The sequence below is a fragment of the Pseudomonas sp. GW823-FHT06E10 genome, from assembly GCF_058794995.1.
Window position 1 is genome coordinate 218,601 of the sequence record NZ_JBXAHJ010000009.1, and the last position, 14,559, is coordinate 233,159.

The window sequence follows — 14,559 nt, forward strand, 5'->3', positions numbered from 1 at the left end:
GACCAATGGGTAGCAGGCTGGGGCGTACTCAGATTCGAATTCACCGCGGCCTCGCTGTGGGAGCGGGCTTGCTCGCGAAGAGGCCCTGTCAGTCAATATTGATGGTGACTGACACTCCGCTTTCGCGAGCAAGCCCGCTCCCACACGGATCTGTGTCGCCAGACTAACCTCGATAGATCAGCTGTGAAGTCTTCGCATTGCGCAGCGTCAGGTGTTCGATCCCCAACCCTGGCGCCTCGGCTTCTTCGCGGGCCTTGAGGATCACGCCGTGGTGTGGCGACTTGCTGCACACCGGGTCGGCATTGCTGGCATCGCCAGTCAGCATGAAAGCCTGGCAGCGGCACCCGCCCAGGTCCTTGTGCTTTTCATCGCAGGAGCGGCACGGCTCCTTCATCCAGTCGTCGCCGCGAAAACGGTTGAAGCCGAACGAGTCGTTCCAGATGTGCGAGAGGCTGTGCTCGCGCACGTTGGGAAACGCTACCGGCAATTGCCGGGCGCTGTGGCAGGGCAACGCCGTGCCGTCGGGGGTGATGTCGAGAAACAGGTTGGCCCAGCCGTTCATGCAGGTCTTGGGGCGTTCCTCGTAGTAGTCCGGGGTGACGAATATCAGCTTGCACGGGTGGCTCTGTGCTTCAAGGCGCTGGCGATACTCGTTGGTGATGCGCTCGGCACGCTGCAATTGCTCCCGTGTGGGCAACAGGCCGACGCGGTTGAGTTCAGCCCAGCCATAGAACTGGCACGTGGCCAATTCGACGAAATCCGCTTCCAGCTCCAGGCACAACTCGATGATCTGCGCGATCCGGTCGATGTTGTGCCGATGGGTGACGAAGTTCAGCACCATCGGATAGCCCTGGGCTTTCACCGCACGGGCCATGGCGAGTTTCTGGGCAAAGGCCTTGCGCGAGCCGGCGAGCATGTTATTCACCGCTTCGTCGGCGGCCTGGAAGCTGATCTGGATATGGTCCAGCCCGGCCACCTTGAAGTCGCGCACCTTCTGCTCGGTCAGGCCGATGCCCGAAGTGATCAAATTGGTGTAGTAGCCCATGTCCCGGGCGGCCTTGATCAACTCGGCGAGGTCCTGACGTACCAGTGGCTCGCCACCGGAAAAGCCCAATTGCGCGGCGCCCATGTCCCGCGCTTCGCGGAATACGCGAATCCATTCTTCCGTGCTCAGTTCCTCGCCGTGTCGAGCAAAGTCCAACGGATTGGAGCAATAGGGGCACTGCAACGGACAGCGGTAAGTCAGCTCGGCGAGCAGCCACAACGGCGGTCCAGGCAGCGTCTCACTCGATCCAGAATTGCGCATGGGCCACCTCCAGAAACGCCAGCACGTCTTCGTCGATCCCGGGTACGCCGGGGAAATTCGCGCTCAATCGATCAATGATCGCCGCCACGCTGCGCTGGCCATCCACCAGGTCAAGAATCTGCCCGGCGCTGCTGTTGAGTTTGATCATGCCTTCGGGGTACAGCAGCACGTAGCAATCCTGACGGGGCTCCCATTGCAGACGAAAACCACGACGCAAGGCCGGTGACTGCTGGCGATTGATCAGGCTCACAGGGCTATCCCCCGGTGCCAGACGTTGTCGCCGGTGACCGTGTGATAAGGCGGGCGCGCAAGTTCGTAGGCCATGCTCATGGCATCGAGCATGCTCCACAGCACATCGAGCTTGAATTGCAGGATCTCCAACATGCGTTGTTGCCCCTCGGCCGTCACGTAGTGCGCCAGGGTAATGCGCAAGCCATGCTCGACATCGCGCCGCGCCTGACTCAGGCGCGTGCGGAAATAGTCGTAGCCGGCGACGTCGATCCACGGGTAATGGGTCGGCCAGGCGTCGAGTCGCGACTGATGAATCTGTGGGGCAAAGAGTTCGGTCAGCGAACTGCTGGCCGCTTCCTGCCAGCAGGCGCGACGGGCGAAATTGACGTAGGCGTCCACCGCGAAACGCACCCCGGGCAGCACCAGTTCCTGGGACAAAATCTGCTCGCGATCCAGGCCCACGGCTTCGCCCAGGCGCAGCCAGGCTTCGATTCCGCCCTCGCTGCCGGGGACGCCGTCGTGGTCGAGAATCCGTTGCAGCCACTCCCGGCGCACGTCGCGGTCCGGGCAGTTAGCCAGGATCGCGGCGTCCTTCAGGGGAATGTTGATCTGATAGTAGAAGCGATTGGCGACCCAGCCCTGGATCTGCTCGCGGCTGGCGCATCCGGCGTACATCGCTTGGTGGAAGGGATGGTGGATATGGTAATAGGCGCCCTTGGCGCGCAGGGCGGCTTCGAATTCTGTGGGGGACATGGGGGTGTCAGTCATTTTGTTCTCCGGGAATTTTTGCGGTGCCTGCGCTGGCCCTATCGCGAGCAAGCTCGCTCCCACAGGTGTTCGGTGGGAACACAAATTTCATGTACTGCAGAAATCCATTGTGGGAGCGAGCCTGCTCGCGATAGGGCCTTTGGCTACAGCTCAATACTCATGCCGTCATAAGCCACTTCGATCCCCCGCCGCTCCAGCAAAGCCCGCTCGGCCGAGTCTTCATCGAGAATGGGATTGGTGTTGTTGATGTGGATCAGCACCTTGCGCTGGCGATTGAAACCCTCCAGCACTTCAAGCATCCCGCCGGGTCCGCTTTGTGGGAGGTGCCCCATTTCGCTGCCCAGGCTCTGGCCGACTTCGCAGAGACGCATCTCGTCGTCGCGCCACAGGGTGCCGTCCAGCAGCAGGCAATCGGCACGCTGCATCCAGCCCAGCACTTCATCGTCGATTCGGCCAAGGCCAGGCGCATAGAACAGCGAGGCACCGCTGCGCAGGTCTTCTATGAACAGGCCAATGGTGTCGCCCGGTTGCGGGTTGCCGCGATTGGGTGAATACGGCGGCGCGTTGCTCACCAGGGGAATCGCGCGAAACTGCAAATGCTCGCAGGCCGGGATGCCGAACGGCTGGCGATCGAGGCCGACCGGTTGCCATTGCAATCCGCCATTCCAGTGCTCAAGCATGGTGAACAGCGGGAAACCGCTGCTCAGGTCCTGATGCACACGCTCGGTGCACCAAACGTCATGCGGACAGCCTTCGCGCAGGCTAAGCAAACCGGTGCAATGATCGATCTGGCTGTCCAGCAGCACGACGCCGGCGATGGCAGTGTCACGCAATCGGCGCGCCGGTTGCAGCGGCGCAAAACCCTCGAGTTGCGCGCGAATGTCCGGTGACGCATTGCACAGCACCCACTCCACACCGTCGTCACTCAGGGCAATCGACGACTGCGTACGGCGCTGGGCCCGCAGGCTGCCATTGCGCACACCGGCGCACTGGCGGCAGTTGCAGTTCCACTGCGGGAAACCACCGCCAGCGGCGGAACCGAGAATGCGGATGTGCATGGCGGATGCTCCAGAAGGCAGGCCCGGCCAACGCATCGGCTGGCCGGGTGATCAATCAACGGTTGGCGAAATACATCGTCACTTCGAAGCCAATGCGCAGATCGGTAAACGCGGGTTTAGTCCACATGGGTCATTCCTCTTCTTGTGCCCGGGTGATTCCGGTAGAGCCATTAATGCACGGGGCGCCGAGTGCCCGAATGCTACTTTCGAAGGAGTTTTGGGGGTGATTTGGTAGGGGGTGTTGCGCAGTCATTGGCAACACAAAACCCATGTGGGAGCGAGCTTGCTCGCGATGACGGAGCAACAGTCAACCGAGATGTTGAATGTGCCGACCTCATCGCGAGCAAGCTCGCTCCCACAGGTTTTTCAGTGTTCTTGCGAGGTTAGAAGAACCCCAGCGGATTGATGTCGTAGCTCACCAGCAGGTTTTTGGTCTGTTGATAGTGATCGAGCATCATCTTGTGGTTTTCCCGGCCGACGCCGGACTTCTTGTAGCCACCGAACGCCGCGTGCGCCGGGTACAGGTGGTAACAGTTGGTCCATACGCGCCCGGCCTTGATCGCCCGGCCCATGCGGTAGGCGCGGTTGATGTCGCGGGTCCACAGGCCGGCGCCGAGGCCGAACTCGCTGTCGTTGGCGATGGCCAGGGCTTCGGCTTCGTCCTTGAAGGTGGTGATACCCACCACCGGGCCGAAGATTTCTTCCTGGAACACACGCATCTTGTTGTGCCCCTTGAGCAGGGTCGGCTGGATGTAATAGCCACTGGACAGGTCACCCTCCAGACGTTCGGCCGCGCCACCGGTGAGCAGCTCGGCGCCCTCCTCCTGGGCAATGGTCAGGTACGAGAGGATCTTGTCGTATTGCTGCTCGGACGCCTGGGCGCCGACCATGGTCTCGGTGTCCAGCGGGTTGCCGCGCTTGATCTTGACGATCTTCTTCATCACCTCGGCCATGAACGGCTCGTAGATCGACTCCTGGACCAGCGCCCGGGACGGGCAGGTGCAGACTTCACCCTGGTTGAAGAACGCCAGCACCAGGCCTTCGGCGGCTTTTTCGATGAACGCCGGTTCAGCGTTCATGATGTCTTCGAAGAAGATGTTCGGCGACTTGCCGCCCAGTTCGACGGTGCTCGGGATGATGTTCTCGGCGGCGCAATGCATGATGTGCGCGCCCACCGGGGTCGAGCCGGTGAAGGCGATCTTGGCGATGCGCTTGCTGGTGGCCAGGGCCTCGCCGGCTTCGCGCCCGAAGCCCTGGACGATGTTCAACACACCCGCCGGCAGCAGGTCGGCGATCAGCTCGGCGAAGACCATGATCGACAGCGGCGTTTGTTCGGCAGGCTTGAGCACGATGCAGTTGCCGGCGGCCAGGGCCGGGGCGAGTTTCCAGGCGGCCATCAGCAGCGGGAAGTTCCACGGAATGATCTGCCCGACCACGCCCAGGGGCTCATGGAAGTGATAGGCCGTGGTCAGCTCATTGATCTCGGCAGCCCCGCCTTCCTGGGCGCGGATGCAGCCAGCGAAGTAGCGGAAGTGGTCGGCCGCCAGCGGCACGTCGGCGTTCAGGGTTTCGCGCACGGCCTTGCCGTTGTCCCAGGTTTCGGTGACGGCCAGGACCTCAAGGTTCTGCTCGATGCGGTCGGCGATTTTCAACAGCACCAGGGAGCGGTCCTGGGCCGAGGTCTTGCCCCAGGCGTCGGCAGCGGCATGGGCGGCGTCCAGGGCCTTGTCGATGTCGGCGGCGCTGGAGCGCGGGAATTCGGCGATCACTTCACCGTTGACCGGCGAGGTGTTGGTGAAGTACTCGCCATTGATCGGGGCAACGAACTCGCCACCGATGAAGTTGCCGTAGCGCGGCTTGAAGGTAATGACGGCGCCTGGGGTTCCGGGTTGTGCGTAGATCATGATGGGCCTCTGTCTGGGTCGATGCCTGTCGTACTGACAGGCGATACGCCGATACTAGAGAGCCCCGCGCGCCAGACGAATGCATCGTTGGCAGGAGGGGCTCTCGTTATTTGGTCGTAGGTTTCACACAAAACACTGTGGGAGCGAGCTTGCTCGCGATGAACCCGAGAACGCAGTGGGGTGTCAGGCTTCCAGCGTTATCGTTGACGACCATCGCGAGCAGGCTCGCTCCTACAGGTTTAATGCTTGGCGACGAGGTCCTTGGGCAGCTTGAAGGTCCAGAGCATGCCGCCCTGGTTGAAGTCCTTCACCCGCTTGGCCACTTCGCCGCCCCACAGCGGTACCGCGCCGCCCCAGCCGGAGAGCACCGAGACGTACTGTTCGCCGTCCATTTCCCAGGTCACGGGCGAGCCAAGCACGCCGGAGCCGGTCTGGAATTCCCAGACCTTTTCGCCGGTCTTGGCGTTGAAGGCCTGCAGGAAGCCTTCAGGCGTGCCGGTGAACACCAGGTTGCCCTTGGTGGTCAGCACCCCGCCCCACAGCGGCGCGTAGTTCTTGTGGCGCCAGACTTCCTTGCCGGTTTTCGGATCGATGGCCCGCAGCACGCCGATGTAGTCTTCGTTCAACGGCTTGATGGTGAAGCCGGCGCCGAGGAACGCCGCGCCTTTCTTGTAGGCGATGCCTTCGTTCCAGATGTCCATGCCCCATTCGTTGGACGGCACATAGAACAGCCCGGTGTCTTTGTTGTAGGCCATCGGCATCCAGTTTTTCGCGCCGAGGAACGCTGGCGCGACGAAGACCGAGCTGCCCTTGGCTTCGGAACCCGGGGCACCGGGACGGCTGGCTTCGTTGTAGATCGGCCGGCCGTTCTTATCCAGGCCGGTGGCCCAGGTGATCTTGTCCACGAACGGGAAGCCACGAATGAATTTGCCGTTGGTGCGGTCCAGCACGTAGAAGAAACCGTTACGGTCGGCAGTGGCCGCCGCCTTGATCTCCTTGCCCCCTTCGCTGTAGTTGAAGGACACCAGCTCGTTCACGCCGTCGTAGTCCCAACCATCGTGGGGCGTGCTCTGGAAGTGCCACTTGATGGTGCCGTCGTCCGGGTTGAGCGCCAGGCGCGACGAGGAGTAGAGGTTGTCGCCAGGGCGCAGGTGCGAGTTCCACGGCGCCGGGTTGCCGGTACCGAACAACAGCAGGTTGGTTTCGGGGTCGTAGTAACCGCCAAGCCAAGGGGCCGCGCCACCGGTTTTCCAGAGATCGCCCGGCCAGGTCTTGCCCGCCTCGCCGCCGGAGATGCCATTTTCCACCGCTTTGCCGTCCTTGTAGACGTAGCCCATATGGCCTTCGACCGTTGGCCGGGTCCACAGCAGATCACCGTTTTTCGGGTCGTAGGCCTCGATCTTGCCCACCACGCCAAACTCGCCACCGGCCACGCCGGTAATCAGCTTGCCGTTGATCACCAGCGGCGCGGCGCTGATCGAGTAGCCTTCTTTGTGGTCGGCGACTTTCTTGCTCCACACCACCTTGCCGGTGTCCTTGTTCAGCGCCACGAGCTTGGCGTCGAGGGTGCCGAAAATCACCAGGTCGCCATACAGCGCGACACCACGGTTGATCACGTCGCAGCAAGGGCGGATGTCATCGGGCAGGCGCGCATCGTATTGCCAGAGTTTCTTGCCGGTGCGCGCATCCACGGCAAATACCCGGGAGTAGGAACCGGTCATATACATCACGCCGTCCTTGACCATCGGCTGCGCTTGCTGGCCACGCTGTTTTTCTCCGCCGAAGGAAAACGCCCACGCCGGGCGCAGCTCCTTGACGTTGTCGACGTTGAGAATATCCAGCGGGCTGTAGCGCTGCCCTTGAACGCCGAGGCCGTTGGTCACGACCTGTTCCGGGTTCTTCGGGTCCTGGAGAATGTCCTGGTCGGAAACCCCGGCCAATGCCTGGCCGGACAACAGCATGGCACTGAGCAGCAGGCTCAAGACGAAGGACTGGCGACGTGCGGGTTGGGTCATGACGGCTTCCTCTGCGGATTTTTGTTATGTCCGGAAAATTTTCCCGGTCTGGTGCAGATTCTTGGGCGCCGCTGCCCTGGCAACAATTGCCCGCAATGAGGAGATTGCTAGTTCCTTGGTACAGGGTCGGAGGAGATGAGCCGCGAACTTTGTGCCAGACATAGATCCCCTGTGGGAGCGAGCTTGCTCGCGATGGCGTCGTATCAGCCGACATCAATGTTGACTGTCAGGACCTCATCGCGAGCAAGCTCGCTCCCACAGGGGGGGCTGTGTTTGCTCACTTTTGCGCGGCAGAATCCACCCGGGTCATCTGCCCTCGCTCATAGCGCGGGTACAGATGACTGACGCTGCGGATCAGTTCATAACGGCTCAGGTTGATCCCGGCGAAACGTTCAGGGATGGGGCTGCGGATCATCTCGGCCATATCACTGCCATTGGCCGCGCCGTCGCGCATGAGCTGATCGAGCCAGGTCAGGTAATCGCGCATCTGCTCGAAGGGTTGTGGATCGCTCGACACCGGCCCATGGCCCGGCACGATCTGCGTCCAGGGCAAGCCTCGCAGGGTCGCGATGTCCGCCAGCCACACCGACAGCCCTGGACTGTTGGGCGTTGTCAGCGTCCGCTGATAAAACACCAGGTCCCCGGCAAACAGCACGCCGGTTTGCTGGTCGAGAATAGCCAGATCCGCGCCCGTATGCCCACCCAGGCTCAGCAAGCGCAGATCGTGATTCCCAAAACTTTTCACGCCGGGTGTCAGCGCCTGGGTGGGCAGCACCACTTCGGTGCCACGCATCCAGTCGCCGACCATCCGGTACATATTCTCCGCCATGGCATCGCCTTGCTGGTGCAACAGCTCGCTGGTGCCGGCCAAGGCGCCGATTGGCACGTCGGTGAAGGCTTGATTACCCAGCACATGGTCCGGGTGGTGATGAGTCAGCAAGACCTCGATCACCGGCTTGTCGGTGGTGGCGGCAATGGCCTTGCGCATCGCTTCGCCGTAACGCCTGGACGGCCCGGTGTCGATCACCACCACACCGCGCTCAGTGACGATAAACGCGGTGTTGACGATGTTGCCGCCGTTGGCCTTGGCGAAATTATCGGTGCTGCCTTCCAGTAACCAGGTGTCCTGGGCAATCCGCCGGGGCTTGAGCGAGTACTCGAGATCGGCCAGGGCCGGCAGACTGACGCTTAACACCATCAACAGGATCCAGCGCATGCCACGCTCCTTAGGGTCAGGGGATCGACGCATCGAACTCATTGCCGCTGTTGTCCCGTAGCAGCAGGCGCGTTTGCCCTGCCCCTTCGATGTCGAAGGCCAGGTTGGGGTTTTCGCTGACCGCGGGGAACAGCTCCAGCCGGGCCAGCACTTGCTCGTTGCGGTCGCGCAGTTCGGCATGGTTGATGAAGAATTCCGGAATGCCGCTGACCATGCCGTTGTCCATGGGATGGGCCACCTGCATACGCAAACGGCTGAACCCGTCCCGGGGATAACGGCCGCCGAGCACTTCGCCGATGCGCTCCTCCCAGCCCGGTTGAGTCCGCACCACGCTCGGCGCGGTGCAACCGCCACCCGCGGCGTCAATCAGGGTCGAGCCGACATGCCACACGCCGTCGCGGGTCAACACCGCCGCGCGCAAGGGCGTCGCCTGTTCGATGCGTATGCGCAAAGACAGCCACGGCAAAACCGAATTCAGCGGCTGGAAGTCGACGATTTTCGGCAACGGATTCAGCTCTGCCCAGGCGAGGATTTTCACCACCTCACCATTGAACGCCCGGGCATCGATTTCCAGCGGCACCTGCCGGGCATCTTCGGCAAACGGCGGCGCCAGCAGCTTGACCCGCTCATCGAACACGAACGGCGCATTGCCCAGAAACCGCTGATGGTAGAAGGCCCACATCACCGATGGCACCGGATCCTTGCCGGAATCGATAGCGCCGGCCTGTGCCGCCAGGCTCAACCAGCAGGCCAACAGACAACTCCCTCGCCATTTCATCGCCTGCTCCTTATTGATACATCTCGGGCACGTCGTAACGCAGGCCGTAATGGCCGTAGATGGTCTTCACCGAACCGTCGCGGATCAGCGCTTCCAACGCCTCTTCCACGGCATAGGCCAGTTGACGGTTGCTTTCGTGCACCGCCATGCCGATTTCCCAGAGCTGCTTGCCCATGTTCGGGTAGGCATTTTCTGCCAGCGCCACCTGTGGGTCGGCCGCTTCGTGCACCTGCCAGTCGATTTCGCCGCGCATGGCCATCACCGCGTCGACCTCACCGGCCTTCATCGCGGCAAACGCCTGGGGTACGCCCGAATAGTGATGGGTCTTGCCGGCGAGCATGCCGTTGAACACCGAGGTCAGGTAGAACGACGGCACGCTGTCGACTTCGACACCAATCGGGTGATGCTCGAACACCGCGACGCTGGCGACCTTGTCCAGCCTTCGGCGGTCATAGGCCACCTGCCATTGTTCGTTCTGGTACGGACCGAACATCACCACTTGGCCGTTGACCAGTTCGCCGAACTCGTTGCGCTTCTGCGCGTAGTCACGGTCGTAGGGCACGCGCATCATCAGGTCGGCCAGTTGCTGGTTGTGCAAGGCACTGGCACGCCAGATGTAGTCGCGCAGGTCGTCATCGAGTTTTTCCCCGGCCGGTGCCCAGATCAGCGACAGGCGCACACCGAGTGCCTTGGCCAAGGCCTCGGCGAGTTCAACATCGACTCCCTGGGGCTTTCCGGCGCTTTCGAAACTGTAGGGGGCGAAGTCCTTGTAGACCGCCACCTTCAGCTCCCCGGCGGCGATCATTTCGTCGTAGTTGCGAACCTGCGCCTGCGCCGCCTGGCAGCACAGCCACAGAGCGCTGATCAACACCGCGAGCAGGCGCATGGGTCACTCCTCGACGCGCACAGTGTCCAGATAGGTACGCACCGCCCACAGGGCTTCCTGGCTCAGGTAGTCGGCCATCTTCGGCATGTACACCCGACCGTCGCGCACCGCGCCATGGCGCACCCGTTCGGCGAACCATTCATCGCCCGCCTCGCCGACATCGAGCATGCGCAAGTCGGGGGCGATACCGCCGGACTTGGCTTCCAGGCCATGACAGGCCGCGCAGTTCTGGGTATAGGCAGAGGCGCCGATTTCCACTGCCTTGTCGTGTTCCGGGGCGGTGCGATACGGGTTCACCGCGGCCCAGCCATCGGCATCGAGCTGCACCCCGGCGTCCTTGATCGGGGTCAAGCCCTGGGTGGCGACAGCCTGTGGCACCACATTGCCGTGGGCCCAGACGGAACCTGCACTGATCAAACTGGCCAATAGCCCGGTCACGAGCAAGGCGTTGCGTTTTGTTGTCATTGTTATGCCCTCTGGATTGCACGCAAAACCTCTTGGCAGAGGCTATGGCAGCCATCTTAGAAACGGCATCGCGCTCACCCCATGCTGCTTTGGTGGTCGCTACCTAGTCCCTTGGTAGTAAGGCGCTGGATGGACACCACCGGTACTTTCTGCATATTTCCTCAGCTTCACGGGCTACCTATGCTGGCGCTACCTGTAAAGGAGTGCCCTATGCGCCAGCTCATCCCTTACGCCCTGATCTACCTGCTGGCGATTGCCTGCGCCGCCGGCCTGGCCACCCAGAGTCAGGCCGCCGATGCGCCCTTGCAGGTGCGGATCGGCTACCTGGGTTATCGCCCCGACGCCGGCCCGTTGCTGTCGAACGTCATCCCCGAGCCCACCGATGCCGGGCTGCGCGGCGCCGAACTGGCGATCACCGACAGCAACAGCACCGGGCGTTTTCTCAATCACGGCTACAGCCTGGTCAGCGCCAGTGTCGACAGCCCCGAGGCCTTGCTCGAAGCGGCAAAGGTGCAGCATGAACAGGGCCTGCGCCTGTTTGTGGTGAATGCCCCCGCGACCAGCCTGCGCCAATTGAGTGCGGCACTGCCCGATAGCCTACTGTTCAACGCCGGCAGCCCCGACGACAGCCTACGCATCAGCGATTGCCTGCCGAACGTGCTGCACACCTTGCCGAGCCGGGCGATGCTCGCCGATGCGCTGGCGCAGTTTCTGGTGTTGCGCAAATGGCAGCGGGCGCTGCTGATTGTCGGCCCGACGGCGGACGATCAAGCCTATGCCGCCGCCCTGCGCCGCGCGGCCAAGCGCTTCGGTTTGCAACTGGTGGCGGAAAAACCCTGGAGCTTCGATAACGACCAACGCCGCAGCGCCCAGGCCGACATGCCGCTGTTCACCCAGACCGCCGAGTACGACGTGGTGCTGGTGGCCGATGAACGCGGCGACTTCGGTGAATACGTGCCCTACCAGACCTGGTACCCGCGCCCGGTCGCCGGCACCCAGGGCCTGACCCCGGTGGGCTGGCACAAGACCGTGGAAACCTACGGCGCCGCGCAGCTGCAAAAACGCTTTGAAGCCCTGACCGGACGCTGGATGAATGACCGCGATTTCGCGGCATGGATGGCCGTGCGCAGTATCGCCAGCGCTGTGAGCAAACTGCGCCAGGCCGAGCCGATGGCGATCCGTACGATTGAAATCAGCGATCAGTTGCCGCTCGACGGTTTCAAGGGTCGCAAGCTCAGCTACCGGTCGTGGAACGGTCAGTTGCGCCAGCCGATTCCCATCGTCCAGCCCCGGGCGCTGGTCAGCACCTCACCCCAGGACGGCTTTTTGCACCCGTTCAACGAGATGGACAGCCTGGGTTACGACAAGCCCGAGGTCAGCTGCCGCTTTCCCTGATCCGAACATCACAACAACAAGGAATCCGCCATGCGCCGCACCCTGCTCTCTTGCACCTTGCTGCTCGCCGCTGGCAATGCCGTTGCCAGCACTGCCTGGGTCTCCAACGAAAAGGACAACAACCTGAGCCTTATCGACATGCAGACCCTGCAAGTCACCGACACCCTGCCCGTCGGCCAGCGCCCTCGCGGCCTGCTGCTGTCCCATGACAACAAGTTGTTGTACATCTGCGCCAGCGACTCGGACCGGGTCCAGGTGATGGACGTGGCCACGCGCAAGATCATCAAGGAATTGCCCTCGGGCAAAGACCCTGAACAATTCGCCCTGCACCCGAACAATCGCTGGTTGTATGTCTCCAACGAAGACGATGCGCTGGTCACGGTGATCGACACCGAGACCTCCAAGGTACTCGGCCAGATCAACGTCGGCGTCGAGCCCGAGGGTATGGCCGTCAGCCCCGACGGCAAGTGGGCGGTCAACACCAGCGAAACCACCAACATGCTGCACTGGATCGACACCAGCACCCAGACCCTGGCCGACAGCACCCTGGTGGACCAGCGCCCGCGCTTCGTCGAGTTCTCCCCCGATGGCGCGAAGCTCTGGGCCTCGGCGGAAATCGGCGGCACCGTGACCATTCTCGATGTGGCCAGCCGCACCGTGCTCAAGACCCTTAACTTCCAGATCAAGGGCGTGCACCCGGACAAGGTCCAGCCGGTCGGCATCAAGCTCAGCGCCGATGGCAAGTACGGTTTCGTCGCACTGGGCCCGGCCAATCATGTGGCGGTGATCGATGCCAAGACTTTCGAGATTCTCGATTACCTGCTAGTGGGTCGACGGGTCTGGCAGATGGCGTTCACCCCGGATCAGAAGCAACTGCTGGCCACCAACGGCGTCAGCGGCGATGTCTCGGTGATCGATGTCGACAGCCTCAAGGTCAGCAAATCGGTGAAGGTCGGGCGCTATCCCTGGGGCGTGGTGGTGACGCCATGAACGCCCTTGAAGTCAGCGACCTGGGCTTTGCCTACGGCTCCCGGGAGGCCTTGCGCAAGGTGAGTTTCAGCCTGGAACCCGGGCGTTTCGCCGCGCTGCTGGGGCCCAACGGCGCCGGCAAGTCGACCCTGATTGCCCTGCTTACCCGGCTCTATGATCTGCAGCAAGGCGAGATCCGCGTCGGTGGCTGTTCATTGCGCAGCGCGGCACGCCCGGCACTCAGGCAATTGGGCGTGGTGTTCCAGCAAAGCACCCTGGACCTGGACCTCAGCGTCGAGCAGAACCTGCGTTATCACGCGGCATTGCATGGCCTGTCCCGGCGTCAGACCGACCTTCGGATCGACGCCGAACTGGCCCGTCAGGCCCTGACCGACCGTCGCCGCGAACGGGTGCGCGAACTCAATGGCGGCCATCGTCGCCGGGTGGAAATTGCCCGCGCCCTGCTGCATGAGCCGCGCCTGCTGCTGCTCGATGAAGCCAGTGCCGGCCTCGACCCGGCGAGTCGCCTGGCGCTTAACCTGCACATCCGCAGCCTGTGTCGCGAGGAGCACATCAGCGTGCTCTGGACCACCCACCTGCTCGACGAAGTACAGCCCAGCGATGACTTGTTGATCCTGCATCAAGGTCGGTTGGTGGCCAGTGGGCAGGCCGACGCCCTGAGCCTGGAGCACGGCGGCGATCTCGGCTCGGCCTTCACTCGCCTTACGACATCAGGGGTTGTCCAATGAACGCTTACTGGCAATGCTTGCGCGGTATCGTGCTGCGCGAATGGCTGCGCTTTGTGCTGCAACGCACCCGATTTCTGAGCGCCCTGGTGCGGCCGCTGCTGTGGCTGCTGGTGTTCGCCGCCGGCTTTCGCGCGGCGCTGGGGATCGCGATCATCGAGCCCTACGACACCTACATACCGTACGAGGTCTACATCATTCCCGGGCTGGCCTGCATGATCCTGCTGTTCAACGGCATGCAGGGGTCACTGTCGATGGTCTACGACCGCGAGATGGGCAGCATGCGCGTGCTGCTGACCAGCCCCCTGCCCCGAACCTTTCTGCTGTGCAGCAAACTGGTGGCCACGTCGCTGATTTCGTTGTTGCAGGTGTATGCGTTCCTGGCGATTGCCTGGGTCTACGGCGTGCGGCCACCGGCCATGGGCCTGTTGCTGGTGTTGCCGGCCCTGTTGCTGGTGGCGTTGATGCTTAGCGCACTGGGCCTGTTGCTGTCGAACGCGATCCGCCAGCTGGAGAACTTTGCCGGGGTGATGAACTTCGTGATCTTCCCGCTGTTTTTCCTGTCATCGGCGCTGTATCCGCTATGGAAGATGCGCGAGGCCAGCCAGTGGCTGTATTGGCTGTGCGCGGTGAATCCCTTTACCCATGCGGTGGAACTGGTGCGCTTCGCCCTGTATGAACGCTTCAACCCGCTGGCGCTGGCGGTGTGTGCGGGTTTGACGCTGCTGTTCGCGCTGCTCGCCGTGCTGACCTTCAACCCGCAGCATGCTGCCTTGCGCAAAGCCAGCTAACACCACAATCCCCCTGTAGGAGCGAGCCTGC

Annotated in this window: 15 protein-coding genes and 1 pseudogene; 4 read left to right on the top strand and 12 right to left on the bottom strand. The window is 62.5% G+C overall.

Annotation, left to right across the window (positions count from 1 at the left end):
• Positions 1–163 precede the first annotated feature (163 nt).
• The 12 genes and pseudogenes from pqqE to pedF all read right to left on the bottom strand — a co-directional run bounded on the left by pqqE (position 164) and on the right by pedF (position 10,627).
• Positions 164–1,306 (bottom strand): pyrroloquinoline quinone biosynthesis protein PqqE, encoded by a 1,143-nt coding sequence (pqqE, locus tag AC1Q6Y_RS16890; RefSeq protein WP_492624825.1) that lies wholly within the window; start codon positions 1,304–1,306, stop codon positions 164–166.
• Positions 1,284–1,556, bottom strand: coding sequence for a pyrroloquinoline quinone biosynthesis peptide chaperone PqqD (pqqD, locus tag AC1Q6Y_RS16895; RefSeq protein WP_154860152.1), 273 nt, complete (start codon positions 1,554–1,556; stop codon positions 1,284–1,286). Before pqqD ends, pqqE begins: the two co-directional genes overlap by 23 nt.
• Entirely contained in the window at positions 1,553–2,305 is a 753-nt protein-coding gene (pqqC, locus tag AC1Q6Y_RS16900) for a pyrroloquinoline-quinone synthase PqqC (protein WP_090454972.1), read from the bottom strand. The genes pqqD and pqqC overlap by 4 nt, the downstream gene beginning before the upstream one ends.
• A 143-nt stretch (positions 2,306–2,448) precedes the next feature.
• Positions 2,449–3,363 carry a pyrroloquinoline quinone biosynthesis protein PqqB gene (pqqB, locus tag AC1Q6Y_RS16905; RefSeq protein WP_492624826.1) on the bottom strand — a complete coding sequence of 305 codons (915 nt, stop codon included), beginning with the start codon at positions 3,361–3,363 and terminating at the stop codon, positions 2,449–2,451.
• 55 nt (positions 3,364–3,418) lie between these two features.
• Positions 3,419–3,490, bottom strand: coding sequence for a pyrroloquinoline quinone precursor peptide PqqA (pqqA, locus tag AC1Q6Y_RS16910; protein ID WP_003253598.1), 72 nt, complete (start codon positions 3,488–3,490; stop codon positions 3,419–3,421).
• A gap of 256 nt (positions 3,491–3,746) precedes the next feature.
• Positions 3,747–5,267 (bottom strand): acetaldehyde dehydrogenase ExaC, encoded by a 1,521-nt coding sequence (gene exaC, locus AC1Q6Y_RS16915; RefSeq protein WP_046037291.1) that lies wholly within the window; start codon positions 5,265–5,267, stop codon positions 3,747–3,749.
• Between the two features lie 124 nt (positions 5,268–5,391).
• Positions 5,392–5,481 (bottom strand): annotated as a pseudogene (locus AC1Q6Y_RS16920) (outer membrane lipoprotein carrier protein LolA); the annotation flags it as partial.
• A gap of 25 nt (positions 5,482–5,506) precedes the next feature.
• Positions 5,507–7,282, bottom strand: coding sequence for a PQQ-dependent methanol/ethanol family dehydrogenase (locus AC1Q6Y_RS16925; RefSeq protein WP_057715194.1), 1,776 nt, complete (start codon positions 7,280–7,282; stop codon positions 5,507–5,509).
• Between the two features lie 277 nt (positions 7,283–7,559).
• The gene (locus tag AC1Q6Y_RS16930) at positions 7,560–8,498 is read right to left on the bottom strand and encodes a quinoprotein relay system zinc metallohydrolase 1 (protein WP_492624827.1); all 939 of its coding nucleotides are present in this window, start codon (positions 8,496–8,498) and stop codon (positions 7,560–7,562) included.
• 16 nt (positions 8,499–8,514) lie between these two features.
• Entirely contained in the window at positions 8,515–9,276 is a 762-nt protein-coding gene (locus tag AC1Q6Y_RS16935; protein WP_154860157.1) for a quinoprotein dehydrogenase-associated SoxYZ-like carrier, read from the bottom strand.
• 10 nt (positions 9,277–9,286) lie between these two features.
• Complete coding sequence (locus AC1Q6Y_RS16940) at positions 9,287–10,162, bottom strand: substrate-binding periplasmic protein (RefSeq protein ID WP_154860158.1); 876 nt, start codon at positions 10,160–10,162, stop codon at positions 9,287–9,289.
• Between the two features lie 3 nt (positions 10,163–10,165).
• A complete protein-coding gene (pedF, locus tag AC1Q6Y_RS16945) occupies positions 10,166–10,627 on the bottom strand; it encodes a cytochrome c-550 PedF (protein ID WP_057715198.1) in 462 nt (153 codons plus the stop codon).
• Positions 10,628–10,837: 210 nt separating this feature from the next.
• Between pedF and AC1Q6Y_RS16950 the strand changes: the two genes are divergently transcribed.
• From AC1Q6Y_RS16950 to AC1Q6Y_RS16965, 4 genes are read left to right on the top strand one after another with little or no spacing between them, the layout of a single operon-like run.
• The gene (locus AC1Q6Y_RS16950) at positions 10,838–12,022 is read left to right on the top strand and encodes an ABC transporter substrate-binding protein (protein WP_492624828.1); all 1,185 of its coding nucleotides are present in this window, start codon (positions 10,838–10,840) and stop codon (positions 12,020–12,022) included.
• A gap of 30 nt (positions 12,023–12,052) precedes the next feature.
• On the top strand, positions 12,053–13,012 hold the full coding sequence (locus AC1Q6Y_RS16955; RefSeq protein WP_090454965.1) for a YVTN family beta-propeller repeat protein: 960 nt from the start codon (positions 12,053–12,055) through the stop codon (positions 13,010–13,012).
• On the top strand, positions 13,009–13,740 hold the full coding sequence (locus AC1Q6Y_RS16960) for an ABC transporter ATP-binding protein (RefSeq protein ID WP_492624829.1): 732 nt from the start codon (positions 13,009–13,011) through the stop codon (positions 13,738–13,740). Before AC1Q6Y_RS16955 ends, AC1Q6Y_RS16960 begins: the two co-directional genes overlap by 4 nt.
• Positions 13,737–14,528, top strand: coding sequence for an ABC transporter permease (locus AC1Q6Y_RS16965; protein ID WP_492624830.1), 792 nt, complete (start codon positions 13,737–13,739; stop codon positions 14,526–14,528). Before AC1Q6Y_RS16960 ends, AC1Q6Y_RS16965 begins: the two co-directional genes overlap by 4 nt.
• Positions 14,529–14,559 lie beyond the last annotated feature (31 nt).

Excerpts from the sequence above, each read along its gene's own strand:
- AC1Q6Y_RS16925 (WP_057715194.1), bottom strand. The coding sequence starts at position 7,282 with ATGACCCAACCCGCACGTCGCCAGTCCTTCGTCTTGAGCCTGCTGCTC.
- AC1Q6Y_RS16950 (WP_492624828.1), top strand. The coding sequence starts at position 10,838 with ATGCGCCAGCTCATCCCTTACGCCCTGATCTACCTGCTGGCGATTGCC.
- exaC (WP_046037291.1), bottom strand. The coding sequence starts at position 5,267 with ATGATCTACGCACAACCCGGAACCCCAGGCGCCGTCATTACCTTCAAG.
- pedF (WP_057715198.1), bottom strand. The coding sequence starts at position 10,627 with ATGACAACAAAACGCAACGCCTTGCTCGTGACCGGGCTATTGGCCAGT.
- AC1Q6Y_RS16940 (WP_154860158.1), bottom strand. The coding sequence starts at position 10,162 with ATGCGCCTGCTCGCGGTGTTGATCAGCGCTCTGTGGCTGTGCTGCCAG.
- AC1Q6Y_RS16960 (WP_492624829.1), top strand. The coding sequence starts at position 13,009 with ATGAACGCCCTTGAAGTCAGCGACCTGGGCTTTGCCTACGGCTCCCGG.
- AC1Q6Y_RS16930 (WP_492624827.1), bottom strand. The coding sequence starts at position 8,498 with ATGCGCTGGATCCTGTTGATGGTGTTAAGCGTCAGTCTGCCGGCCCTG.
- pqqE (WP_492624825.1), bottom strand. The coding sequence starts at position 1,306 with ATGCGCAATTCTGGATCGAGTGAGACGCTGCCTGGACCGCCGTTGTGG.
- AC1Q6Y_RS16935 (WP_154860157.1), bottom strand. The coding sequence starts at position 9,276 with ATGAAATGGCGAGGGAGTTGTCTGTTGGCCTGCTGGTTGAGCCTGGCG.
- pqqC (WP_090454972.1), bottom strand. The coding sequence starts at position 2,305 with ATGACTGACACCCCCATGTCCCCCACAGAATTCGAAGCCGCCCTGCGC.
- AC1Q6Y_RS16955 (WP_090454965.1), top strand. The coding sequence starts at position 12,053 with ATGCGCCGCACCCTGCTCTCTTGCACCTTGCTGCTCGCCGCTGGCAAT.
- AC1Q6Y_RS16965 (WP_492624830.1), top strand. The coding sequence starts at position 13,737 with ATGAACGCTTACTGGCAATGCTTGCGCGGTATCGTGCTGCGCGAATGG.
- pqqB (WP_492624826.1), bottom strand. The coding sequence starts at position 3,363 with ATGCACATCCGCATTCTCGGTTCCGCCGCTGGCGGTGGTTTCCCGCAG.